The organism is Iodobacter fluviatilis (genome assembly GCF_900451195.1).
In the GTDB taxonomy this organism is placed as follows: Bacteria; Pseudomonadota; Gammaproteobacteria; order Burkholderiales; family Chitinibacteraceae; genus Iodobacter; species Iodobacter fluviatilis.
Genome location: NZ_UGHR01000004.1, coordinates 585,207 through 610,589, shown reverse-complemented (window position 1 = coordinate 610,589; position 25,383 = coordinate 585,207). Strand labels below are relative to the sequence as shown.

14 protein-coding genes are annotated in these 25,383 nt (G+C 47.4%); 4 read left to right on the top strand and 10 right to left on the bottom strand.

Annotation, left to right across the window (positions count from 1 at the left end; translation table 11 throughout):
• Nucleotides 1-232: 232 nt before the first annotated feature.
• Genes DYD62_RS21465 through DYD62_RS21455 form a run of 3 tightly spaced genes read left to right on the top strand, consistent with a single transcriptional unit; the run spans nucleotide 233 to nucleotide 10,821 of the window.
• Nucleotides 233-7,909, top strand: coding sequence for a two-partner secretion domain-containing protein (locus tag DYD62_RS21465; protein ID WP_165928668.1), 7,677 nt, complete (start codon nucleotides 233-235; stop codon nucleotides 7,907-7,909).
• Nucleotides 7,893-9,272, top strand: coding sequence for a FecR family protein (locus DYD62_RS21460; RefSeq protein ID WP_115229942.1), 1,380 nt, complete (start codon nucleotides 7,893-7,895; stop codon nucleotides 9,270-9,272). The genes DYD62_RS21465 and DYD62_RS21460 overlap by 17 nt, the downstream gene beginning before the upstream one ends.
• 19 nt (nucleotides 9,273-9,291) lie before the next feature.
• Nucleotides 9,292-10,821 (top strand): ShlB/FhaC/HecB family hemolysin secretion/activation protein, encoded by a 1,530-nt coding sequence (locus DYD62_RS21455; protein WP_115229941.1) that lies wholly within the window; start codon nucleotides 9,292-9,294, stop codon nucleotides 10,819-10,821.
• Nucleotides 10,822-11,039: 218 nt separating this feature from the next.
• On the opposite strand, the gene DYD62_RS21450 is transcribed toward DYD62_RS21455, so the two are convergent.
• The 6 genes from DYD62_RS21450 to DYD62_RS21425 all read right to left on the bottom strand — a co-directional run bounded on the left by DYD62_RS21450 (nucleotide 11,040) and on the right by DYD62_RS21425 (nucleotide 20,591).
• Nucleotides 11,040-12,497 (bottom strand): M81 family metallopeptidase, encoded by a 1,458-nt coding sequence (locus DYD62_RS21450; protein WP_115229940.1) that lies wholly within the window; start codon nucleotides 12,495-12,497, stop codon nucleotides 11,040-11,042.
• A 472-nt stretch (nucleotides 12,498-12,969) separates the two neighbouring features.
• Nucleotides 12,970-14,139 (bottom strand): iron-containing alcohol dehydrogenase, encoded by a 1,170-nt coding sequence (locus tag DYD62_RS21445; RefSeq protein ID WP_115229939.1) that lies wholly within the window; start codon nucleotides 14,137-14,139, stop codon nucleotides 12,970-12,972.
• A 398-nt stretch (nucleotides 14,140-14,537) separates the two neighbouring features.
• Nucleotides 14,538-15,923 carry an aldehyde dehydrogenase family protein gene (locus DYD62_RS21440; protein WP_115229938.1) on the bottom strand — a complete coding sequence of 462 codons (1,386 nt, stop codon included), beginning with the start codon at nucleotides 15,921-15,923 and terminating at the stop codon, nucleotides 14,538-14,540.
• Nucleotides 15,924-15,970: 47 nt separating this feature from the next.
• A complete protein-coding gene (locus DYD62_RS21435) occupies nucleotides 15,971-17,353 on the bottom strand; it encodes a glutamine synthetase family protein (RefSeq protein ID WP_115229937.1) in 1,383 nt (460 codons plus the stop codon).
• 425 nt (nucleotides 17,354-17,778) lie between these two features.
• A complete protein-coding gene (gene eat, locus DYD62_RS21430; protein ID WP_207916525.1) occupies nucleotides 17,779-19,173 on the bottom strand; it encodes an ethanolamine permease in 1,395 nt (464 codons plus the stop codon).
• 680 nt (nucleotides 19,174-19,853) lie between these two features.
• Nucleotides 19,854-20,591 (bottom strand): substrate-binding periplasmic protein, encoded by a 738-nt coding sequence (locus DYD62_RS21425; RefSeq protein WP_115229935.1) that lies wholly within the window; start codon nucleotides 20,589-20,591, stop codon nucleotides 19,854-19,856.
• An 879-nt stretch (nucleotides 20,592-21,470) separates the two neighbouring features.
• Between DYD62_RS21425 and DYD62_RS21420 the strand changes: the two genes are divergently transcribed.
• A complete protein-coding gene (locus tag DYD62_RS21420) occupies nucleotides 21,471-21,761 on the top strand; it encodes a BON domain-containing protein (RefSeq protein ID WP_115229934.1) in 291 nt (96 codons plus the stop codon).
• 371 nt (nucleotides 21,762-22,132) lie between these two features.
• On the opposite strand, the gene DYD62_RS21415 is transcribed toward DYD62_RS21420, so the two are convergent.
• The 4 genes from DYD62_RS21415 to DYD62_RS21400 form a co-directional block, all read right to left on the bottom strand.
• Complete coding sequence (locus DYD62_RS21415; protein ID WP_115229933.1) at nucleotides 22,133-23,104, bottom strand: LysR family transcriptional regulator; 972 nt, start codon at nucleotides 23,102-23,104, stop codon at nucleotides 22,133-22,135.
• Nucleotides 23,105-23,224: 120 nt separating this feature from the next.
• Nucleotides 23,225-24,139 carry an oxygen-dependent coproporphyrinogen oxidase gene (gene hemF, locus DYD62_RS21410; RefSeq protein ID WP_115229932.1) on the bottom strand — a complete coding sequence of 305 codons (915 nt, stop codon included), beginning with the start codon at nucleotides 24,137-24,139 and terminating at the stop codon, nucleotides 23,225-23,227.
• Between the two features lie 73 nt (nucleotides 24,140-24,212).
• Nucleotides 24,213-24,593 (bottom strand): aspartate 1-decarboxylase, encoded by a 381-nt coding sequence (gene panD, locus DYD62_RS21405; protein WP_099396840.1) that lies wholly within the window; start codon nucleotides 24,591-24,593, stop codon nucleotides 24,213-24,215.
• Between the two features lie 161 nt (nucleotides 24,594-24,754).
• The gene (locus DYD62_RS21400) at nucleotides 24,755-25,306 is read right to left on the bottom strand and encodes a hypothetical protein (RefSeq protein ID WP_115229931.1); all 552 of its coding nucleotides are present in this window, start codon (nucleotides 25,304-25,306) and stop codon (nucleotides 24,755-24,757) included.
• Nucleotides 25,307-25,383: the final 77 nt, after the last annotated feature.

Genomic DNA, 25,383 nt, shown 5'->3' with positions numbered 1-25,383 from the left:
CCAAACCCAAAAGGGAGCAATGTTTTCAAGCAGGAAATCCCTTATATGCACAGATTAAAAGAATACGGGTTTTTACTTACCATTGTTACTGACAAATTACAAAAGAGAATAACAAGTATAAAGAAAGGAAAAACGGTAATACTGTTTATAACTTCATCAGATGCCACTGGTAAAAGGCATATCACAAACTAGAATTAAGCGATTAAATTTCCCCGTGACAGCGGAGGCTAAAATGAAGCCGCAATTTCCTTTACGCCCCTTAGTGCTCGCAATTGCAAGCGCCTTACCGCTGCTGATGGGTGCACCGGCCTTCGCTAATCCTGAGCATGCAAAAATCATTCATGGCTCAGCAGATATTCAGCAGGTGGGCAAAATGCTCACGATCAAGAGCACGCCCAACGCCATTATCGAGTGGCAAAAATTTAATATTGCCAAAGACGAGGCCACCCGTTTCCAGCAGGAATCTGCCAAAAGCATCGTGCTGAATCGCGTTAGCGGCATCGATCCATCACAAATCCTGGGCCAGCTCAGCTCGAATGGCCGTGTATTTCTGATTAATAAAAACGGCCTGCTCGTTGGAAAAGACGCCAGAATTGATACCGCCGGATTTGTTGCATCCACACTTGATATTAAAAATGATGACTTTATCAATGGGCGTTACCGCTTTGATGGCAGTGGCGGAAAAATAGCAGTAGAAGGCATGATACGCAGCCAGAATGGCGATGTTTTCCTGATCTCGCCCGATATAAAAAACAGCGGCCTCATCGAAGCCAGTAACGGTAATGTGGTACTGGCCGCTGGTAAATCAGTCGAGATCGTTAGCCTTAGCTTGGAAGGCATGCGCTTTACCTTACAAGCCCCAAGCGATAGTGTAATTAACTTGGGGCAGATCAAGGGCGATGCCGTTGGCCTGTTTGCGGGCACCTTAAAACACAGCGGAGATATCCGTGCTGTACGCGCCGAACAAGTGGGCGGCAGGGTTTTACTTCGCGCCAGCGATAAAATAGAAACCAGCTCAGGCAGCCGCATCGATGCCAGTGGCGCAGTGGCCGGACAAATTACACTCGACGCCGGGCCAGCAGGAACCCTGCTTGCCAGCGGCCAGATCAACGCAACAGGGCTGAAGGGCGGAGAGGTGCAGCTGCTGGGCAAGCATGTTGGTTTGTTTGATCATGCAGAAGTGGACGCCAGCGGGCAACAGGCAGGCGGCAGTATTTTAGTGGGCGGAGATTACCAGGGTAAAAATAATCTTATCCCCAACTCAGAAGCCAGCTACACCAGCGCAGACAGCACATTACGTGCCGATGCCCTTGCAGAGGGGGATGGCGGTAAAGTTATCGTTTGGGCAGACAAAACAACCCGGGTTAACGGCCAGATCAGCGCCAGAGGCGGTGCTTTGGGCGGGGATGGCGGGCTGATTGAAACCTCAGGAAAAGATTATTTAGATTTCAAAGCCAAAGCAGATACCTCCGCGCCTAAAGGAAAAGCCGGAACACTCTTGCTGGACCCCAACAATATCACCATCGCCACAACCGGCACGCCTGTGACCAATAGTGATGCGCTGGGTGTGTTTGACAATAGTACAGAGCAAAACAGCAGCTATGTTTTAACCGGTGATATTGATAATGCACTCGTTAATAATAATGTAACGGTAAAATCAAGCGGTACGATATCTCTTGCCAATTCATACACCTACAATTCAAGCCGTTCATTAACGCTGGATGCAAGTAATGCTTATCCGGAAAGCAACGGTATTACTACAACCGTTGCCTCAGAGCCTGCAATCTATAACGCCATAACAAATAATGGATTAGGCGATATTATTTTAAAAACTGCACAAAATGCAATTGAAGTGGGTGCTATTACTACAAATGGCAATATAAGTCTTGAGGCATTAAGCCTTACTTTAAATGGCAACATTACCAGTGGCAGCAATAAAAAAATATCAATTAAAGCATTGGGTGAAATAGAGTTTGATGATGGAACAGATACCAGCAAAATGCGGCTCAATGCCGCAGCACTTGCTAAGCTGAGCACCAGCAACCTTGAATTTAAAACAGATGATACGGTTTCAATCAAGCTAGCCATTGATCGTACTGGCAAAAATTTAAGTCTCTATGGCAAAGAAGGGATTAGTCAGTCTTCATCCCATTCTGGCACCAATTACATCACAGCCAGCCATTTAAGTGTTTCCACTCTAAGCCCTGCCCCTAGCGGCTCAACATATATTATTGATTTAGGAAAAGTAGCGAATCGGATTGATCAATTCAGCAGCAAAAGTGAAGGCCCGGTCTATTTAAAAAATGATAAACCATTAGAAATAGTGGCCCACCCAGAACTGACCAGCAGCAGCAAAATGGGCAACCAAAGCTGGATTGAAAACAATGGCAATATCAGCCAATCAGCAGCGATCACCCTTTCAACTAATGCTAATTTTCCGTCACTTTCACTATACACAAGCAGCGGCAATATCAATTTAGATAATAGCAATAATAATATTGCAAGGCTAACCGCAAAAACCGCCTCAAACGGAGCAAGTATTACATTTAAAAACAATAGTGATTTAACGCTTATTACAGACAGCAGTACCGGCCGCAGCGGAGGCGACAGCACAAGTAATATCTCGGACTTAAAAGGCGTAAGTACAAATAATGGTGCAATATCAATTGAGAACTCCGGATCAGTTACTTTTTCAGGTATAGAAGTAAATGCCGGCACTGCAAATACTAGGATTATCACCACGGCAGCCAATAAATCAATCACCATTCCAACATCCAGCTTAAGTGGTGATAAAAAAATAACGGCGGGAAATATAACCCTGCAAGCAGATCATATTAATCTAACTGATAACACAGAAGTAACCGTCTATGGCAGCCTAGCCGCTAGTGGAGGCACAGTCACTTTGCTTCCCACCACATCGGGCACATCATTGCAAATAGGCGGCACTAGCCGCAGCGGATTTGGCATCACCCAAAATGAATTTCAAAATATCACAGCCAATACCATCAAAATAGGCAGTACCTCATATCAGATGGGAGCCGTTGATATAGCAAGCCTAGATTTACTCACATCCAGCCCGAACACAGTATTAGAAATATATTCAATGAGCAGCATTAATCAAAGTGGCCGCATAAAAGCCAAGGGATTAATGGCAAAAGGATCCAGCATCACCCTGAATAATACGGGGAATGTATTCAACGATGGTATTTCATTGAATGCAAGCAGCGATATTAATATTGATTACTCCGGCATACTTAATCTTGGCTTTGTCGGATATACAGATGGATTAGTCAGCAGCAACGACATCAATGCAAGCTCCAGCGGTAATATCGTTATCAATAAAAATATTTCAGCCAAAAATTTAACCATGAATACCACAGGGGGCAGCATCAGCCAAAGTGGTGGCTTTATTACTGCAAACAAAATAACAGCCACATCAGCAAATGCAATCAGCTTGGCGCAGGATAATAAAACAGACACGCTTACCGCCAGTAATAATTCTGGCGACATTTCAATTAAAAACGGTAAAGCACTCACAGTAAACAGCCTGAAGGGAAACGGAAACATTGATTTAAATATTACAGGTGATTTACTTATCAACGGGGAATTATCGGCAACAAATGCCAGCACAATCAATTTGAAAGCGGCAAACTTAAGCGAGGGCAGCAGTGGCAGCGTTACAGCAGCCAATCTAAATATCACAGCAACGGGCGCGGTTGCACTTGATAAAACAAATCAAATCAGTAAGGCCGCCATAAGTGGCAGCAGCCTTAATTTAAATAATAATCAGGCCCTCACACTTGGGGTAATCAATACAGGCTCTGGTGACGTAAAAGTCAGCAATGCAGGCAGTATTTTACTTAATGACACCTTAACAGCAAACACCAGCAACATCAGCAGCGATAATAATATTGATGCCAGTAATACAATAAACGTAAGCACTGCTATATTCAACGCCACAAATAAATTTAGCCAAAGCGGAAAAATAAACAGCAGCACTAGCACCATTAATGCAGGAAACTTAGAATTAAACGGCATAATTAACGCAGACACTACAACACTAAGCGCAAATAAAAACGATATAGTTTTAGGCGGATCGATCCTTAGCAAAACAAGTACCATCAGTGCAACAGCAGGCAGCATCAGTGAACTAAGCAATGGAGCAATCAGCAGTAATCAATTAAATGCTACGGCAGCAACAGGCATCACTCTGGAAAAAAACAATACGATTGACAGCGCTTCACTCAAAACAACAAAAGGCAATGTTTCACTCAATAATAGCAAAATATTATCTTTAGAACAATCAAGAGCTGAACAATTTAAATTAATTAATAGCGAAGGATTAGTACTAAAAGGAAACTTAAGCGCCAGCCAAATTGATATAACAGCAAAAAGTATGAGTGATAGCACTACAGCAACGCTTACCGGTAGTGCAAAAATCAGCAGCACGGGTGACATTGTTCTTAATAATTCCACCCATACTTTAAGCGCACTGGCCGCATCAAGCAGTGGTGATTTAATATTAAAAAACAAAGGTACGCTATCTCTTTTAGAAATAAAAGCTAAGGGTGTAAATATTAGCAATGAAGGCAAATTAAGCACAGATGGCAGCTTTAGCAGCGCTGATATCGGCCAGCTGCAATCAAGCACAGGAATTAGTATTAATAACACGGTTACAGGCAAAAATATAAACTTAAAAACTGATCAGTTTAATATGGGCTCGCAAGGAAAAATAGAGACTACTGATTTTATTTATACGCCAATGACAGCGGATACCATCAAAGTAAGTCTAGGTGGTAATACTAAATCCAATACAGGTGTTGAACTGTTACAAAGTGATTTTGACAGAATAAAAGCCAGCAAAATCATCATTGGCGATGCCAAGGGAAGTAAAGTAGGCGACACTCAAATTAAAGGGTTTAACACTGGAAGTGCTGATTTATTTATTAATAGTAGCGGGGCTCTCAGCCAGAGCAGTGGTGGCAAACTGATCAGCAAAACACTGAATGTTCAGGCGGCAAGCATTAAGCTGACTGAAGAAAATACTGTTGATCAGTTTATACCTGTCAGCAATGGGGATATTTTCTTTTCAAACAGCACCACGCTTGCCCTTGGCGCAATAAAAACCTCAGGATTATTAGCAATTAGTGCCAAAGGGAATATTGGAATCAATGAGCAAATTTCCGCTCAGTCTGTTGCCTTTAATGCAAGTGGCAATGTCAGTGAAATTGCAAACGGTTCCATAAATACAGAACAATTAGCGATCAATGCTGATAGTGGTATAAAACTTGAAAACAGCAACAAAATAAGCCAGACCATTTTAACCAGCCAGACAGGGGATATCTCGCTAAATAACAATAGCGCTTTATTTTTAAGTGATGTAATTGCCAATCAGCTTAAAATAAAAAACAGTGATGCCCTGCTTATTGGTGGAACACTCAACACTAATAAATCAGATATCAGTGGCAGCTCTGTCAGTGACAATAACAAGGCCCAGCTTATGGGCGATGCCATTATAAAATCAGCGGGCGACATTATTTTAAATAACGCCACTCATAATATAAATAAAATATCTGCTTCGGCGGCAGGTGTTTTTTCATTAAAAAATAAAACAGATCTTTCGCTGCAAGATTTCAGTACAAAAAACATGCAAATAAACAGCGATGGGAAAATAGCAGTCGATGGTGTATTAAGCAACACTGAGCTAGCTAAATTACAAGCAGCTGGCGGGATAATGATCAACAATAAAATTAGCAGTAAAAGCATCAATTTTGTTACCGACAAGCTGGCAATGGGATCGCAGGCACAGATAGAAGGCAGTGAATTATTTTACACCCCGCTAAGCAATAATAATGTCAAAGTATTTTTAGGTGGAAATAGTCAATCAAATACCGGGTTTGTTTTAAACAACAGCGATTTAAGCCGCATTAAATCTGCCAATATTATTATTGGTGATGCTAAAGGCAATAAAACGGGTGATGTTCTGATTAGTGGTTTTTCGATTGGGGATGGAAGTCTAACTTTAAATAGTACAGGTGATATTCGCCAGACGGCGGGAGGAACCATTAATGCAAAAAGCCTTAATGCGCAATCTGCCAGCATCAATCTTGGGGAAGCCAATACCGTTGATCTATTTTCCCCCACCAGCAGTGGCGATATTGTTTTTGCCAATACCAAAACACTTGCTTTAGGCGCTATTAATACAGCAGGCCAGCTGCAGATCAGTACAGATGGCAATCTGGGTATAAATGATACGATCGTTGCGAAAAATATAAACCTGAAAGCAAATAGCGGAACAATCATCAGCCTTGCAAGTGGCACACTCAGCACAGATACCTTAAGTGCCACAGCCGGAAAAGGAATTAAGCTGGATAATGAAAACACAATTAATCAAGCCAGTTTAAGCAGTGCAGAAGGTGATGTTTCAATTAATAATGCCAAAGCTCTGACTTTAGGTAAAACAAGCAGCAATGCTAATTTACGTATCAGCGTAAAAGGCAGCCTGACAAGTTCAGACGCAATCAGCAGTAAAACGCTTGATGCAAAGGCCAGCGGCGATATTACGCTTGAAAAAGAGAATGTTTTAGATCAGGCAAGATTAATCAGCGATAGTGGCAACATCAGCTTGGTTAATAATAAGGCACTGGCTTTAGAAGGAAGTAGTAGTAATGGCGGTATAAAAATAAATAACACTGGAGATTTAAATATAAAAGGAAGCTTAACTGGAAAACAACTGCAATTTAAAATATTAAACGGCAGGCTGACTGAGGCCAATGATGCAGTGTTAGCGGCCACCGCATTTGTTGCCGATGCAGAGCTGGGCATTAATTTACAAAACAATAATACTGTTGATACTGCCGGGCTGACAAGCAAGGGTGACATTAACTTTAACAACAGCAAATCAATTGAGCTGGCTGGTGTTATTAGCGGTGGTAGCGTAAATATTAATTCAGCAGATACATTAAAATTAAACGATCAGCTGCAAGGCGGCACTGTTATTCTGAAAGCGAACTCGATTATTGACAGTAGTCAGGCAAAAATAAAAACAAATTCTCTTCAAACTGTTGGGCTAAATCAAATTTCTTTAGACAAGGGAAATCATAGTATCTCCCAATTTTCAGCCAGTAGCAGTGGCGATATTTCATTGCTTAACAATACGGATCTTACAGTTCAGACAATCAATAGCAAGGCTGCTGTGTTAATTGATAACCAAGGCACGCTCAGCGTTATTTCGCCCTTCTCTGCTGATGATACCTCTTTGCTGAGTAAAGGCGATTTAAGAATTAACAGCGGATCATTTAAATCAACAGGCACAATCAAACTCACCAGCAGGGATACGGGTGCGAATAATGACAATATTATTCAAAATACAGATCTGATTGCCGCAGGCGACATCAAAGTAAATGCAAATGATACATTTATTCAAAATGCCAACTTAATTGCAGGTGCCACACAGGCCCAATTAAATTCGGGCAGCAATAATGGTGCACGGGCAGGCGCGCAGCGGGGAGTAAAAGGGACAACCGGTGAAATTTCTGTCGATGCGGCGGTCATTCAGGTCGCCAAAGGTGTGAAAGCGATTTCGGCCAGCGGGGGTGCCATCAGCTATGGCAGCGCCAGAACCATCAGCAATAATATCAGCCCCGATCAAATTCAAACCACGGGCGTTGTTAATAAAATTGGCAAGAATCTGGATTCGCCTTTACTGAATAATCTGCCCTTAACGGCAAGCCCTGAGCAAGTTGAGCAAATTGTTAAAATTATTGTTTTGCAAAACCAAGATCAGCAAAGCCATTTCCAAATTATTGGCACCGGGCAATTACCCTTTGAAGCAAAAAAACCAGAAGAACTTGAGCCCCCCAAAGAGACCATACGCGTTGCCGGAGAAGACGATGCCAACTGCCCTTAAGCTCTTTTTTATTATTTTTTTACTGCAAGTGCCAAGCTATGCGGCCATTGTGGCCGAAGTGGCTTCGGTGCAAGGCGCGGCTTCGGCTCAGGGTAAAAGTGGCGGGCTTAAGCTGATTGGTAAAGGCTCGATTTTAAATGAAGGCGATGAAATCATTACCGCGCCCAATAGCCACGCCGTGCTGAAGTTTAATGATGGTGGCCAGATTACGGTACGCCCTGATACCAGGATGAAAATCGATAGTTTTGCCTTTGGCCAAGCAGGGCGTGAAGATGGCATGGTTTTGGGCCTGTTTAAAGGTGGCCTGCGAGCGGTTACCGGCTTAATTTCTAAGCAATCTGCCACCGCAGCTAAAATTCAAACCTCCAGCGCCACCATCGGGATTCGCGGCACTGATTTTGATGCAAGGCTTTGTGCCGGCGATTGCGCGCAAGAAGCAAAAGAAGCCCCCACTCAGCAAAACAAGGCCATTGAAGTCGCTGCCGCTGCCCGTGTGGTCAGCCTGTCGGGCAAAGCCAATGCCAGAAACAAGGAAGGCGTATTACGCATTCTGGTGCAAGGCGGCGCAGTGTATGTGGGCGAGCGGGTTGAAACCACCGCCGATGGTGCGCTGGTACTGGCCTTCAGGGATGGGGGCAAGGTGTCTTTACGCAGCGACACACAAATGCAGATTGATCGCTTTGAATACAAAGCCACCGCTCCTGCAGAAGGCAGCTTTGGCCTCTCCTTATTCAAAGGGGGGTTACGCGCTTTAACGGGCTTAATTGGCAAAGCCAAACCCGATGCGGTGCAATACACCACCAAAAGCGCCACGATTGGTATCCGCGGCACAGGGGTCGATTTTGAATGCACTGCCGCCTGCGCAGATCCAGCCCTACCCGGCATGGATGGCTTTGGTGCTTATGTATGGGAAGGCCGCATCACGGTCAGCCCTGTAAATGGCCCTGTTCAACAGCTTAATCCTGGTGAGACAGTTTTGATCCGCATCTCCGGCATTATCCGCCCGGCCACACCGCCAGCTGGGCTTGGCAATATGCCTGTGCCACGGCCAGATACTATCCCTGTTGATCTGCAACTCTTATTTGGTCAAAGCGAGGGCAGTAATGATATGCCAGGGCTTTATGTACACGTTCGAGATGGGAATGTTAGTCTTACTGACAATAGTAGCCAGCAGGTGCTATTTTTAGGGAAAGATGAAACAGGGTTCTCAAACAAGAACAACCCAATTCGCTTACGCGAGCTCCCCGTATTTATTGAGTTTGATAAAACCCCCATCGGCATTGTAAAGATTCCGCTGCGTGACATTCTGAGCAAAAACGGCATTCCCTCAAACCTTGGCTGCAAACCGGGTGCGGTCAAATAAACAAGAGCTCCTTCACCTTATGAAATTTCGCCTTTGTTTACTCGCCAGCATAATTTCAGGCTTTGTATGGGCCGAAGAGCCTCTTTTTAATGTGACAGCCTTTAATGTAAGAGGTGAAAATCCTCTTTCTATTCAAGACAGCCAGCAGTTATTGCAAGCTTATCTGGGTAATAACCGCTCGCTAAGTGACTTACAACAAGCCGCCAGCACGTTTGAATCTGCTTTAAGAGAGCGCGGCCATGGCTTTTTACGTGTCACCCTGCCCCCCCAAGAGGTGAGCGGCACGATTACTCTGGAAGTACTGAGCTTTAAACTCAGTAAAGTGAGCATCAAAAACAACACTTTTTTTGATGAAGAAAATCAAAGAAACAGCCTGCCTGCCCTGCAAGAAGGAGGCTCGCCCAATTTTCAAGCCATGACCACTCAGCTGGTTATAGCCAATGAAAACCCCGCAAAACAGACCACCCTCACCTTTAAAGAAGGCGATGCAGACAGCATTGAAGCGATTCTGGATACCCAGCAGCAAAAACCATGGAGTATTTTTGTTTCGGGTAATAACTCTGGCTCGGACGATAACGGCCGCTTGCGTCTTTCTTTAGGCTTGCAGCACGCCAACTTATTTAATAGCGATCATGTTGCCACAGTCAGCTACTCCACCGCCCCCAGCCAGCCAGATAATGTAAGCCAGTATGGTGTTTTCTACCGCTGGCCCTTGTATCAGCTGGGTGGCAGCCTGTCTGCCTATTATGCGCAATCCAAAGTGGATTCCGGCAGCTTGGGCGAAGGCTTAACCATCACAGGGAAAGGTGAATCAGGTGGGCTGCGCTATACCTACTATCTGGCCCCACAGGGGCAATACCGCTCGCAAATTGAAGCCGCAATCGACGATAAATTATTCCGGGGCACAGATATATCCGGTGTTGGCCAGCTCAGCCCCGATGTACGAAGCCGCCCGCTGACTATTGCTTACAACGGCCATTGGCAAAGCGAAGATATCGAGATTAATTTTGGTCTTGATTACACGCATAATCTGCCATCAGGCGTGGGCAATGATGATGAAGCCTATCAGGCCAACCGCAAAGACGCATACAGCAACTGGCAATCATGGCACGCCAAGGCTGAAGGTCTGTATCGCTTTGCAAGCGACTGGCAAGCCAGCCTAAAACTAAGTGGCCAGTTTTCAAATGAAGCACTGATCGCGGGAGAGCAGTTTGCATTAGGGGGCAATAACTCTTTACGCGGCGTGAGTGACCGAAGTGCAACGGGGGACAGCGGAGTGCAAAGCACAATAGAAATCAGCACCCCCAAAATTTATGAAGGCTTACGCTTGCTCAGCTTTATAGACACAGGCGCCATCCACAGACGCTCCCCCGATGCCGGATCAAGTAGCCAGGAAGCGCTCAGCAGCGTGGGTCTTGGATTACGCTGGCAAATTCAGGACTGGGGATTAATCAGCGCAGACTGGGGCTATATCGTGGACGGCAGCAGCTCGCCCAAGATTGAGCGCGGTGAAAGCTTTGGGCATTTAGGGTTTTATATGAAGTACTGATAGGTGGTTAAGTCATGCAGATACTGAGCTGCACAGTGAAAGCCATAAAATCGTTGGTTTTTTTCTCTGTGTAGCTCTGTGTTTTTTGTAGTTCAAGATTTAACTTTCTGACAAAATGGCCACGTGACATACCAATTGGGATTAACTAAAACCATTGCTAGGTTTTCTCAGTGTGCTCTGTATTCTTCCCAATCTCTGTGCCTACAGATCTTTTGCCTTCACGCAGCCCGACTCGCAGGCGGGCGTTTGCAAACCCGATATTGCAAGCGGCTCAGATCAGCCACATGATCACCCTCAGCCTCAACCACTAAAATCTCTGAGGCGATTGCGCCAAAATCGGCACGAAAATGCACGCTGCTTTTTAAGACCAATACCTCTGCCTCGCTGGGCTCTACCCCCAGATGATGAAACATAGCTTGATCAGCAGCCTGCTGCTTACGGCTGCTTACTAATACAGTGACCCCTTTGCATTGCAGGCAGGCCATAGGGCCTAAATCCATCTGGCAGCCTGCATAAAATGGCCCGGTGGCCGCAAACTGCCCAGAGCCCAAACTGATCACCCGCCATTCCCCCTTAGCCTTTCTTCCCTGGCCTATGGCCCGCGATAAAACCCCGCCTACTCCAGCCGCGTGAGCAGCCTGTGCCGTGGCTGGATCGCAGAGAATGCCAACCACCATGGCGGGCATGCCCATCTTCAAGCCATCACTAATAATCCCTGCCGAATCACTACCTGCCCCGCCGCCTGCGTTATCGCAGGTGTCCGCCAAAATAATGGTTTTACCCTGCCCAGCGTATTGCTTGGCGTAGCTTAGCGCCTCATCCACCTGCCACAACCGGCCTGCAAACTCCGGCTCTGCCGCAAGCACTTTTTGCGCCAAAATCTGGGCGGTGGCCTCTGCAAGACGGGCGCTTTGGGCATAGGCCAAGAGGCTAGGCCCGCCATCGGCCACATCCGCCAAGGGAAAGCCGGGGAAGAAACTCACGCTCACAACATCGCCCGTTTCAGCCTGCTCCGCCACCTGCATCAGCCTAGCCACTGGCTCGATTAAGGAACATTGCCATGGCATAGAAATCAAAAAAGGCAGCTGTACAAATGCCGCATGCAGCACCTCTCCTGCCAGCAGATGCTGCAACAAGCTAACCGCCCTTGCCCCCGTTTCGGCCATGTCCACATGTGGGTAGCTGCGATAACCGACTAGGGCGCTGGCTGAACTCACCATCAAAGGGCTGACATTGGCATGAAAATCGAGAGACGCCACGATAGGGATTTGTTTACCCAATAATGCGCGAGTGCGGCGCAACCATTCTCCATCGCCATCGTCATAGCGCTCCGAGACCAAAGCGCCGTGCAAGTCTAAATACACGCCATCCAGTGGGCCAGCTTTTAAAATCGCCACCTCAAACATCGCCCATAGCGCTTCAAATGCGGCATCCTCTACCCGCCCGCTCGGGTTGGCCGAAGCCCAAAGCAGCGGTAAGACTTGAAAATGAGCCGCCTCCAGCGCGTCAACCGCCCCGGCCAAGGGTAAATTAGCCCCCGCCACCGCCGCCAAAACCGCCTCGCCCGTCGTCAGCCCCGGCCAAGCATCTGCCTCGATAAAATGCTGCGTCGTGGTAGGAGCCGCCGAAAAAGTATTGGTTTCATGCTGAATACCCGCTACCGCAATCCGCTGCATAGCTGCTCCAGTGGGGTGATGTTCAGATCTGTATGTGGAAGTTCGCGAACTGGCTAAGCACAGTGCCCCCAAATACAAAAAGAATTTTTTAGTGCCTTCGGCACGTTGATTTAGGTGCGGGCGTCCCGCTGGACCTTCCTTTCTTGTGTGGCCAAGAAACGAAGCCAAAGAAGGCCACCCCACGAAACACGAAGGCCCCTTCGCTGCGGACAATCGAGTCGGCGGCGGGCGGGATTGGCTCGCTGCCTCGCTCCCTTGCCGAAACCCCGTCCCGCTTGTTCCTCACTCCGGCGTGTTTCAAGGGGAAATTTAAGCCCCGTGCTACTAGCGGCGATGCGAATCCTAATTACAGGGTTTTGAAATACTTAAAACCTAGAAAACAACATAATTCAAGGCTTGTTTTTCTCCGTGAAACTCCGTGTTTAAAGATTTGGGTTTGGCAACGCAACATCTGAATGCACACCCCAAACCCCTACAACAATCCATCCAAAGCCGCAGCGCAAATGGCGCGATATTGCTGCGGGGTAAACGGAATTGGATTGGTGCCGTGCGAGCCATCCGCCACGGCCTCGGAGCCTATGGTTTCTAGACAAGATTCGTTAATGCCTATGCTTTTAAGCGTGTGAGGGATACCCACTTCTTCTCTAAGGCGCAGCACCCAGTCCAGGAATGCGGCAAATGATGGATTGGGCAGGCCCAGATAGCGGGCGGCGGCGGTGATGCGCTCGTCTATTTCGGCCTGATTGGCTTTTAAAACATAGGGCATCAGAATGGCATTGAGCATGCCGTGGTGGGCATCGAAACGCGCCCCCAGCGGATGCGCCAGCGCATGCATCGCCCCTAAACCACGCTGAAACGCCGTCGCCCCCATGCTGGAAGCCACCAGCATTTGCATCCGCGCCTCCAGATCTGTGCCATCGGCAACGGCACGCGGCAGCCATTCGCGCACCAGCGCCATGCCTTCCAAAGCAATACCACTGGCCATCGGGTGATAAAACGGCGAGCAATACGCTTCTAAGCTGTGGCTAAGCGCATCCATACCGGTGGCTGCGGTAAGCCTAGCGGGCAGGCCGGTGCTGAGCACAGGGTCTAAAATCACAATCGCTGGCAACATACGTGGGTGAAAAATAATCTTTTTAGCGTGCTCAGCTTCATGGGTAATTACCGATGCACGGCCCACTTCAGAGCCTGTGCCTGCCGTGGTGGGAATCGCCACCAAGGGTGCCATGCCTTCGGTTTTAATCCTCAGCCAGTTGTCGCCTTCATCCACATAATCCCAAAGCGGCCCACTTTGGCCCACCATCATCGCCACTGCTTTGGCTGCGTCCAAAGCCGAGCCACCGCCTAAGGCAATCACGCCATCAAAACCACCTTCCCGATAGGCAGCTACACCGTCGGCCACATTCTGCCCTGTTGGGTTGCCCTTAATCTGGTGAAACAAGCCAGCGTGCAAATCGGCCCCATCCAGCAAGGTCAGGGTGCTGAGTACGGGCGATAAAGTGGCCAGCCCCGGATCGGTAATCAGCAGCGGTTTTTTAATGCCTAAAGATCGTGCCAGCTGCGGCAAATCCTGCACCCGCCCCACGCCACATTTCACATTGGTGGGGTAATTCCAATTTACGGTGTAGCGGTCGAGATTCATTTAAGTACCTATTAAGTAGGGTTGATTTCAACTTCCGCAAACAATGAAAAAACGTAAGAACCACGCTATTGGCGTAGGGCTTAAGAGTCCCCTTGAAACACGCCGAAGCGAGGAACAAGCGGGCGGGGTTTCGGCGAGGACTGTCTGAGCGAAGCGAGTTCCGCAGCCGCCGCTCGATTGTCCGCAGATGAGGGGCCTTCGTGTTTCGTGGGGCGGCCTTCTTTTGGTTCTTTTCTTGGCCGTTCAAGAAAAGAACGCCCCAGCGGTGGCTACCGCTCCAAAATCAACGTGCCGAAGGCACTAAAAAGAACTTTTTAATTTTGTTTAGCGCACAGAAGATTAGCCCTCATCCAATATAAAACTTAAAGCTCACCTCTAAGCCATAGAAAAAATACCCACTACATCTGCTTCAAATGAAACGACTTCGGCCTTGTCAGGTAGTCATATCCCAGTACCGATAAAGTCGCTCCCCGCCCGGTTTGTTTAATCCCGGTCCAAGGTAGCGCCGGGTCGAGATAATCGCAGCGGTTCATAAAGAAGGTGCCGCATTCCAGTTGATTGCCAATATTGAGCGCGATATTTTCATCGCGGCTAAATACGGCGGAAGTCAGGCCGTAGGGGCTGTCGTTCATCAGGCGGATGGCTTCGTCGTCGTTTTTCACCGGCATGATGCCGACCACGGGGCCAAAGCATTCGTCGGCCATCAGCTGCATCTGGTGATTAACGCCGGTAAAAATCCTCGGGGCCAGATATGCGCCTTTGCCGTCGTCCAGCGCAAAGCGGCGGGTATCGACAATCTGGCTTGCGCCTTTGGCCAGCGCATCAGCCTCTACCGCACGCACCGCATTGGCGGCTGCAACCCGCACCACGGGGCCGAGGGTGGTGGTGGCGTCCAGCGGATTGCCCAAAACATATTGCTCGGTCAGCGCCAGCGCGCGATCAACAAACTCCTGATACACAGCCTGATGCACATAGATGCGCTGAGTGCCGCAGCAGCTTTGCCCAGAGTTAAAAAACGCACCATCCACCAGCGTATCCACGGCGTGCGCCAGATCGGCATCGCTGCGCACCAGCGCCGCATCGTTGCCGCCTAGCTCCAGCCCCACACCAATAAAGCGCCCTGCTGCGGCTTGCTCCACGGCGATGCCGCCTGCCACCGAGCCGGTAAAACAAACATGCTTGATTTCTTTAGCCTGAATCAGCTTTTGTGTGCTGGCGTGATCGGTGTGCAAATACTGGAACACGCCAGCTGGCAGGCCAGCCGCCACAAAGGCAGCGTGGATTTGCTCGGCACAAAGCGGGGTTTGCGCCGAGTGTTTTAAGATCACGGTATTGCCCGCCATCAGCGCAGGAATAATCGCGTTCACCGCAGTCAGCAGCGGGTAATTCCACGGCGCCACCACCAGCACCACACCCAGCGCTTCGCGGCGGATAAAGCGGTTAAAACCATCAATGGGTGTAGGCCGGATATCGGCCAAGGCCTCAGGCGCAATCGCCATCATATGCCGCGCCCGCGTATCAAAGCCGACCACTTCATTGGGTGAATAACGAATCGGCCGGCCAATCTGGCGGCTAATCGCCTCGGCAATGGCATTTTTATTGGCAGAAAAAGCATCCACCGCACGGCTCAGTACCGCCATGCGTTCGACCAGAGAAACCTGCCGCCAATCCCGTTGGGCAATCTTGGCACGGCGCAAAGTGGCCGCTATATGGTGCTCATCGGCATACGCCCGCCGCACCACTTCGCTACCATCGATAGGACTAATCGTGATCAGTTCAGACATAGCTACTCCAAGTGAATGGAATGGATTTTAAAAAGGTTTTTTCGACCTTAGATAATTTCAAAATAGCGTTTTAATTCCCAATCTGTAACGTGTTTACGAAATTCTCTTTCTTCCCATTCGCGGGTGGCGGTGAAGTGCTCTACAAAGGGGGAGCCGAATAAGGCGCGGGCGGCTTCGGATGTTTTAAGGCGTTTTGCGGCCTCACCAAGTGAATTAGGCAGATGCAAGCGCTCGGGAAAGGTTTGCGTATAGGCATTGCCCACCACCATTTCTTCTGGCTCCCACTGCTGCTCGATGCCATAAAGCCCAGCGCCTAAGGCCGCGGCCAGTGCCAAATAGGGGTTAGCATCGGCAGATCCAATACGCACTTCGATGCGTTGGGATTTAGCTGAGCCGGGGATGAGGCGTAGTGCGGTGGTACGGTTTTCCAAGCCCCATGTGGCATCTAGCGGCGCCCAATAACCCGGCACCAAGCGGGTATAGCTATTCACCGTTTGCGCAAACATCGCCATAAATTCAGGTAATAAACGCTGTACGCCCGCTAGGAAATGGCGCTGGGTTTTGCTCATATTGTGCGGCTGGGTAGGATCGTAAAATACCGATTTACCACTTTTGATATCGTTTAAAGACAAATGAATATGGCCACTTTGCCCCGGCAATTCATGCGACCATTTGGCCATAAAGGTGGCCATCAGATTATTTTGCTGCGCCAATACCTTACAGAATGTCTTAAACAGAAAGGCTTTATCTCCTGCGCGGCTGGCTTCATCCACGGCGATGGCGGCTTCTAATACACCGGGGCCTGTTTCGGTATGCAGGCCCTCGATGCCCATATCCATGGTTTCGCTCAGTTTAAGCAGCTGGTGATAAAAATCGGCATTCACCGTGCTGCGCAAAATGGAATAACCAAAATAGCCGGGCGTCCAGGGGATGAGGTTTTGATAGTTTTTAGCCCGCACCGATTCGGGTGTTTCTTTAAACACAAAGAATTCGTATTCCAAGGCCGAATAGGCCAGATAACCCATATCGGCAGCTTTTTTAACCATGCGGCTTAAGAGCTGGCGCGGGCAAATGGCTTCGGCATCGCCGCTAAATTCGCCTAGGAAAAACAGCATAGGCTTGCCGTCGACCATCTCCAGCGGCAGCTCACGGCAGCTTTCAGGAATAATATGCGCCTGAGCATCGGGGTAAGCAGTATGCCAGCCTGTGTATTCTACATTGTCGTAAAGCTGATCATTGCTATCCCAGCCCAGCACCACATTGCAAAAGCTTAAGCCACCTTTTAGGATAGAAATAAATTTCTCTACGGAAACGTACTTGCCACGCATCACGCCATCGATATCAGACATGCCCACTTTGATATGCGAAAGCCCGCTGGCCTCAACCACGGCAATGGCATCTTCGATTGTTTTCACTTCACGAGCTTGCATATTGATCCCCTGATGCGGTGTGCGTTTAGTGCCTTCGGCACGTTGATTTTGCTGCGAGCATCCCTCTTGGCATAGGTATCTACATAAGTTGATAGCAGCACTTCTGTGCTGCAGCCTACCCATTTGTCAAAGGGGGACCGAGGGTGATTTGCCTTTGGTTTTTGGCTAATTTCAGCCCAACATCAACGACAAATCCCCCCTAGCCCCCCTTTTACAAAGGGGGGAACAAGTGTGCTGACTTGTGTAGATACTTATGCTTCAAAGGGGGATTTAAGCCCCGTACTGAGACTCGCGATATAAATTTTGCTCAGTTTTAAAATATTAAGAGCCTATACAAATGCCTTAATTCAAAACCTGTTTTTCTCCGTGAAACTCCATACCCTCTGCGCCCTCCGTGGTTCAAGATCTGGGTTTTAATGTTGGCCTTACTTCACCGCATCCCCCACCGTTTGCAGCATTTCATCATGCGGTGCATCTTCTCTGGCTTGGCTAGTCGCTAAGAAATAACCGTAGCCGCCGACCATGAAGCCAATAAAAATCCAAAATATCGTCTGGTTGAAATAAATCATGGCCACTAAAGCAACGAGGGCTAAAGCTAACGCCACCAAGGGGAAGATAGGATAAAAAGGCACGGAGTAAGGGCGATCAAGCTGCGGCTCGCTGCGGCGTAATTTAAACAACGCCGCCATAGAGATGATGTACATCACGATGGCACCAAATACCGACATGGTGATAATGGCTGCGGTGAGCGACATGCCTTGCAGCTGCACCACCGAATCCGCATAAATCGCCGCCACCCCCACCACGCCACCCGCCAAAATCGCCCAGTGCGGGGTTTGAAAACGCTGATTCACGCTGGCAAGGACGCCGGGTAAATAACCCGCACGGCCAAGCGCATAAATCTGCCGTGAATAGCCCATGATAATGCCGTGAAAAGAGGCAATCAGACCAAACAAGCCAATCCACACCAACATATGCAACCAGCCCGAATTAGCCCCCACCACCATTTGCATCGCTTTGGGCAAAGGCTCATTGATATTAGCCAGCTGACGCCAATCGCCCACGCCGCCCGCAAACACCATCACCCCAATCGCGAGCAGCACCAAAGTTAAAATGCCGCTGATATAAGCACGGGGAATGGTTTTACGCGGGTCTTCTGCCTCTTCTGCCGCCATGGCCGCGCCTTCAATGGCCAGAAAAAACCAGATCGCAAAGGGAATGGCTGCAAACATACCGCTATAGGAAGCGCTGCTAAATTGATCCGCCCCAGACCAGCCATGCGCCGCAAAGTTGGCCCAGGAAAACCCCGGCGCAACTACCCCCATAAACACCAGCAATTCTAAAATCGCCAAAATGGTGACGCAAAGCTCAAAAGTGGCCGCAATCGTCACCCCGATCACATTCAAAAACATAAATACGAGGTACGCCCCCAAAGCCGCGTGTTTTGGGTCTAGCCCAGGAAACTGCACCCCTAAATAAGCGCCAATAGCCAGCGCAATCGCAGGCGGGGCAAACACAAATTCGATCAGGGTAGCCATGCCAGCGATATAGCCGCCCGTGGGGCCAAAGGCGCGGCGGGCATAGGCAAAAGGGCCGCCCGCATGGGGAATGGATGTAGTCAGCTCGGTGTAGCTAAAAATAAACGTGGTATACATGGCTGCAATCACGAGGGAAGTAATCATAAAACCCAGCGTGCCTGCCTTATCCCAACCATAGCTCCAGCCAAAATACTCGCCCGAAATCACCAAACCCACCGCAATACCCCACAGGTGAATGGTTTTCAGCGAGCGCTTTAACTCCCGTTTAACTTGCTCTGCCATGATGTTTCCTTTTTTAAAAAGTGAAAGCACTCGCATACAGAAACTAAATCGCCGCAAGATAAGCAAAACGGATGCGGAGACTGAAAGCTGAGATGTCAGTTTATGGCGGAGAAATTTAGAGCGACAACAACTATCGTTTTAGCTTATTTATTACTATTGCTTACACTTATCTTTGCGCGATGCAGCAATAGACTTTCAAGGAAGGGATGAGGAAGGGCGTAAATCGTATGTTTTTGTAGGGTGTCAATAAGCGCAGTGTATTGCACCGCTTTGCTTCATACAGCTTAATAAACCAAGAAGAACCCCAGCGAGTAGCGAGCAGATACCGGACTAAATCCCCAGCACGATCTTTGGTCATAGCCATGAGGTGGCAATGGATATGACTGGGATTTATAAGATCCAGACTTGCATTAGCACAAAGTAAATTCAGCTTGGGTTTAAAAATATGTTAACGCAATACCTAAACCCATCAATTGCGACATTCAGAATATTGAGCGTTTTTTAGAAAAAAAAGGCAGATTGGTGTAACGTAATAAAAAAGGCATCAAAGTATAAATTTAAAATGATTACATTCTATAATAAACACAATTACAGAAAAATACAAACTCTGAAAATATATGATTTACGCATTTATCCTTACACGCTATTTCATTACAAAAATTTAATTTTACCTCATACATCTACTCTAATTTCTTTGCTGCATTTTTCAATGCATCTATCACTTTTTTATTTGTATTTTTGTTAATAGCAATATAGAGATTGCTATCTATTTCACTTAAAGGATACGCAATAGATACGAGTGATGAATCTAGGTTTAATTGTTCCAATTTTGCATTAAGGCCAATTTCAGTCAGAATAGCTACATCACAACGGCCTGCAATAAATTTCTTAAAGTTCATTGTTGAATCATTCGACTCATCAATCATAGGAAATCCACTTCTTTTTAAATACTCCGCACGATAATCTGCACGAACAGCACACACCGAATATTTTTTTGCCTCATTAATATTACTAATAACAATATCTTTTCTGCTTGAAAGTTTGTAAAAAAATACAATTGCATCATATATTTTGTAGATATATTCCAGCTTCTCTAATCTTTCAGGTGTCTTCGCTATAGGATAAATCATAATATTTGGTTTATTCAGCACTTCAATATATGAACGAACCCAAGGTTTAACCTCAATATTTTCTTCTGATAGTTGAATGGCCTTAAGAAAATAATTCAGTTTGTTTGTAGCTAACCCACCAATTTTACCTTTCGCATCAACTATAACATAGGGTGGGTCATTTTCAGTATAGATGGTAAGCCCTTTGAATTCTTCCCCAGCATAGGCCACATCCGATTTCATCAAAAAAATCAGACACGAAAATAAAAAAAATATAATACTTGAGTTTAGTCTTTCAGGCGGAGCCATTGTTTACGCCCTTTAAATAAAAAAACAAAAAATATAAATATTTTAATCCACTAATTTTAATCTATTGACTATAGAAATCCTGTTTACTTAATTTAGAGGATAAAAAGCGATAGCGCAAGCTGTCTAGAAATAACACAGATTATGATGAAAATGTAATTTGCAAAGCTCAAAGGCGTAAAAATCCAGCATTAATCACCTGCGCTCACTCCCGATGGCAACGGCCATTGCATACCTAGCCTGCTCTTATTACTAAGCTTTAACCATCATCCAAAGTGCTTTCATTTAATACATCCGCCCCTTAAATACCGGCACAACAAATCATGCAAGGCCGGTAGGTTGAGCTAAAGTTTTATCAACCCAACGATGTAATAAAGAACTCCACATGTGATATCGAAGAACAAATATAACAGGCGGAATGTATTTTTTGACCGTTAATCTCGCTGATAGGAAAAGCACTTTATTAGTAAATAAATCGTTGGACTGATAAAGCTTTAGCCAATCTACCGGGCTAAATCAAGGGTTCCATAGCAAGAGACATAATCAGGAGATTTGATATGTGCAGAACTTCCTTTGCTGTTTAATAGATGAATAGGTGTAATAACTTATTCCAATTAAGAATATTCTTGTTAAATATTTATTTTGTTTGTTGCAAAATTGTTATGAATTATATGAATTTCTCGGCCCGCTCAACTTGACGTATCTGTATAAGCATTATTTTGGATGGACTGACTGTTTTAGCAATGATGCGTTTTTATTTTTCACATGTACATGCATTGCTCAAGTCAGACCATGCCTCTGTGGATATTTTACTGAGCAATAGAAATAATCAGGTCAATGATTAAATACACTTTATCAAATTAAATAAATAAGGATTAGATCATGAAAATATTTATTGTTATTTTTTCAGTCATATTAAGTCTTTCTGGATGCAATGCCCCTACTAATACAGAAGCCCATATTACTGATCTTGATGTCACCACCAAAGTTAAAACATCACTACTGAACGACAATGAGTTAAAAGCATTTAATATTACAGTTGTAACGACCAAGGGTGATGTGCGCCTAACAGGCGTTGTTGACACGCAGATACAAGTGGATCGTGCGGCTGAAATTACTAGAAAAATTAATGGTGTTCATGCATTGCATGATGAGCTAACCATTAAAAAATAAAACGTGATTTCAAATTGCTTTACCTGATTATGTCTCTTGCTCAATCATGTCCTCATACAGTCATTATCTAGTTTAAGTTAAGAGCGCATGGAATCAGGGCGCTCTACCAATTTCCCCCTCCGAAATAGCTACGTCGTGCAAACAGCGAAATCAAGGGTTCTGGAGAAAGAGAGATAATCAGAGAACCTTTCATGAAAGCAGTGGTTATCAAATTATCACCTCCGGCGCGGTCAATGTAAGTTAAATAGCAAGGAAGCGATTTTAATCAGCATTTCAGCATTAGACAAACTTTCGACAGAGAACAGTAAGATTAGATGCCCCAAAGCGGATATGCAGCATCCAAAGTTAATCGAGGGAATTTGTCTGAGGCTTTAGCGCGACACATCACCCAGCACTATCCTTGGCAATAGCCATGGGGTGGCGGCGGAAATGACAGGCAGATAGCGCTCTTGCATCAGCGCAATGCTGTCGTCAGCCAGTAGCTCGGGCAGATTACCCAGCTCATCGCTACGTGCAAGCAGAGTTAGATCGCGGCAGAATTCGCCCTCAGGCACAGGTAAGCATTGCACTTCGCCCGTTTTGATACCGCCTTGCAACAGGCAAAGTGGCGTGGTTAGCGTCCAGCCCAGACCGGCTTTAACCATTTGTAAAATGGCGTAAGAGTTATCCAGCTCCATGCGCAGGGGCGGATGAATGCTCCATGCTTGCAGCTGGTTTTCTATGGTGCGACCGATCACGGTAGATGGGTTGTAGCGGATAAAATCCAGCGCACTGGCCAGCGTGCGCAAGCTGCTAACCGGCCCTTTGAAACCCAGCGGTAGGACGAGGATAAAAGGCTCACGCAGCAGACGGCGGCGGAAAAGCTCGGGGTGATTGGCTAGGGCATCGTCAGATAAGATGATATCCACCCGCCGATTGAGTAAGGCATCAGCATGCAGATGAGATTGCCCTGTGACCATAGACCAGTGCGCTGTGCGGCGCTTAATCGCGGCCACCAGCTCCTTGCCCACGCTGATGGCTAAGGAATCCACCAAAGCAATCCGCACATGTTTCAGCGGTGTGGCTTCTTGGCGGCGAAACTCTAAGCTGACACGGCGAGCATCGCCCAGCAAGCGATCAGCCTGCTCGTAGAATTTACGCCCTAGGGGGGTGAGCATCGGCGGGCGTTGCGAGCGGTCCAGCAATTGCACATGCAATTGCGTTTCTAAATTAGCAATGCTTTGCGAAACGGACGATTGCGTCATGCCAAGGCGTTGACCGGCAGCGGTCATGCCTCCCGCCTCAACAATGGCGGCAAATACTTCTAGGCTTTTTAAATCAAAACCAATCGGGCTTGCGGCCATGCGATGCCTCTTGAGGGATCAAAGCAGTCGTTAAAAGCGAATTATTCATAAGACAGGAGCGGCTAAAGCCGCTCCTCAGAAAAAATCATGCGATTGATCTAAGTGGATCGCCCGCCAGCATCAATCCACCTGCATGACACCCAACCAATCTCGATCACACAGAAAATCGCTGTATAAACGCGCTTCTGGGCTGCCTGCTTCTGGGTGGTAATCATAGCGCCAGTTCACCACAGGAGGCATAGACATCAGGATGGATTCGGTGCGCCCGCCCGATTGCAGGCCAAATAGCGTACCACGATCAAACACCAGATTAAATTCTACATAGCGGCCACGGCGGAATGCTTGCCAGTCGCGCTCGCGTGCGCCGTATTCGGCGTCTTCGTGGCGCTCCACAATCGGCACATAGGCGGGCAAAAAGGCATTTCCCACGCTTTGCATCATGGCAAAGCTGGCTTCAAAACCGGCTGAGTTGTAATCATCAAAGAAAACACCACCGATCCCGCGTGGCTCATTGCGGTGTTTCAGGTGGAAATAACGATCGCACCAGGCTTTAAACTCTGGATAGAGCGCCGCGCCAAAAGGATCAAGTGCGTCTTTGCAGGCCTGGTGGAAATGCACTGCATCCGCTTCTTGGCCGTAATAGGGGGTGAGATCCATGCCGCCACCAAACCACCATACATCCTGCTCGCTTTCTTTATGCGCCCGGAACAGACGCACATTCATATGCACGGTGGGGATATACGGGTTCACCGGGTGCAAAACCAGCGACACGCCCATTGCCTCAAAGGCACGCCCTGCCAGCTCGGGCCTGCCTGCACTTGCTGATGGCGGTAGCGCATCGCCCATCACATGCGAGAAGTTCACGCCGCCGCGCTCAAACAGATTGCCGCCTTCAATCACCCGCGTCATCCCACCGCCACCGCCTTCTCTTTCCCATTGGTCGGTGTGAAAAACAGATCCGTCGAGCTGCTCTAAGGTGGCGACAATATTTTGTTGCAGGCTCAGGAGGTAATCTTTAACGGCAGTTGAATTCATTAAAAATCCTAGTCAAGAAAAAGGCTGCCGAAAAAGGCAGCCTGTATGGAATCATTTGCAGCAAAGCATTGAATTAAGCAGCTTGCACAGGGGCGTGGTGCTTAATTTCTTTGATCCGGTTGTCCCCATCCACAAACACCAGAGCCGGATGGAAAGCGGCGATTTCTGCTTCTTCAAAATTAGCGAAGGTGGCAATAATCAGCAAATCACCCACTGCAGCACGGCGCGCTGCCGAGCCATTCACCGAAATAATACCCGAGCCACGCTCAGCCTTAATGGCGTAGGTAGAGAAACGCTCGCCGTTATCCACATTCCAGATATGAATCTGTTCGTGTTCAAGGATATTAGCGGCTTCAAGCAGATTTTCATCAATGGCACACGAGCCTTCGTAATGCAGCTCAGAGTGTGTGGTAGTACAGCGATGAATTTTCGATTTAAGCAGAGAACGTTGCATGGTGTTTCTCCAGCCCATTTCTGGGCAGGGCTATTTCAGAAGGGATCAGATTATAATCCCAGAAACGATGCTTGGACAGGATAAATACGCCAAAGAGCCGCTCTTTTGACGCAGCGCAGCAAATAAGAATTTGCTCACTGAGCGATCAAAATCAAGCTTTATCAGCCCCGGTAAATAAAACAACCATCCAGCAGAAACTCACCCGCGGCCACACGGGCATCGGGCGATACACGGTCAAAATTAAGCTGCTGACCATCCACCACCACCCAAGCAGGTATCGGTTTTTGCTGATAGCTGCCAATCACTTCATCAGCGCGTTGAATATTTGCAGGGGTTTTAACCAGTAATGGGGCCGGGCTGGGCTGCACAGGGACAATCTCTGCCTCTTTAGGTGCGGCAGCGGCTTCAATTTCAGCGGCTTGCAATGGCAAATTGCGTAAATACAAATTAAATGCAAACTGCGGCAAGATCAGACGGCGCACTTTTTTCTCGTCATCAATAATGCAGCAGACACCAAATTCTGCATCACACTTCGGGCAACGAGCCTTTGCAGCAATGGCAATATGGTTCTCTACCAAACGCGCAATACCGTACATATCATTGGCTTGCAACATTTCCCCACAGCTCACACAGGGCTTAGAGAACTGGCGAACCTGCGAGCCATTTTTAAACTTCAAGGGCAGGCATTGCTTAAGGCGTTGATTGGGTAGCATTTATAACCATCATTGTTTGTGAAACAGGGAGTGGGTTCTAAGAGTGGAGAATATTCGGACACCCGATGCTCTCCCCT

Excerpts from the sequence above, each read along its gene's own strand:
- DYD62_RS21420 (WP_115229934.1), top strand. The coding sequence starts at position 21,471 with ATGAAAATATTTATTGTTATTTTTTCAGTCATATTAAGTCTTTCTGGA.
- DYD62_RS21400 (WP_115229931.1), bottom strand. The coding sequence starts at position 25,306 with ATGCTACCCAATCAACGCCTTAAGCAATGCCTGCCCTTGAAGTTTAAA.
- DYD62_RS21445 (WP_115229939.1), bottom strand. The coding sequence starts at position 14,139 with ATGAATCTCGACCGCTACACCGTAAATTGGAATTACCCCACCAATGTG.
- DYD62_RS21455 (WP_115229941.1), top strand. The coding sequence starts at position 9,292 with ATGAAATTTCGCCTTTGTTTACTCGCCAGCATAATTTCAGGCTTTGTA.
- DYD62_RS21450 (WP_115229940.1), bottom strand. The coding sequence starts at position 12,497 with ATGCAGCGGATTGCGGTAGCGGGTATTCAGCATGAAACCAATACTTTT.
- DYD62_RS21435 (WP_115229937.1), bottom strand. The coding sequence starts at position 17,353 with ATGCAAGCTCGTGAAGTGAAAACAATCGAAGATGCCATTGCCGTGGTT.
- hemF (WP_115229932.1), bottom strand. The coding sequence starts at position 24,139 with ATGAATTCAACTGCCGTTAAAGATTACCTCCTGAGCCTGCAACAAAAT.
- DYD62_RS21460 (WP_115229942.1), top strand. The coding sequence starts at position 7,893 with ATGCCAACTGCCCTTAAGCTCTTTTTTATTATTTTTTTACTGCAAGTG.
- DYD62_RS21465 (WP_165928668.1), top strand. The coding sequence starts at position 233 with ATGAAGCCGCAATTTCCTTTACGCCCCTTAGTGCTCGCAATTGCAAGC.
- DYD62_RS21425 (WP_115229935.1), bottom strand. The coding sequence starts at position 20,591 with ATGGCTCCGCCTGAAAGACTAAACTCAAGTATTATATTTTTTTTATTT.
- eat (WP_207916525.1), bottom strand. The coding sequence starts at position 19,173 with ATGGCAGAGCAAGTTAAACGGGAGTTAAAGCGCTCGCTGAAAACCATT.
- DYD62_RS21440 (WP_115229938.1), bottom strand. The coding sequence starts at position 15,923 with ATGTCTGAACTGATCACGATTAGTCCTATCGATGGTAGCGAAGTGGTG.
- DYD62_RS21415 (WP_115229933.1), bottom strand. The coding sequence starts at position 23,104 with ATGGCCGCAAGCCCGATTGGTTTTGATTTAAAAAGCCTAGAAGTATTT.
- panD (WP_099396840.1), bottom strand. The coding sequence starts at position 24,593 with ATGCAACGTTCTCTGCTTAAATCGAAAATTCATCGCTGTACTACCACA.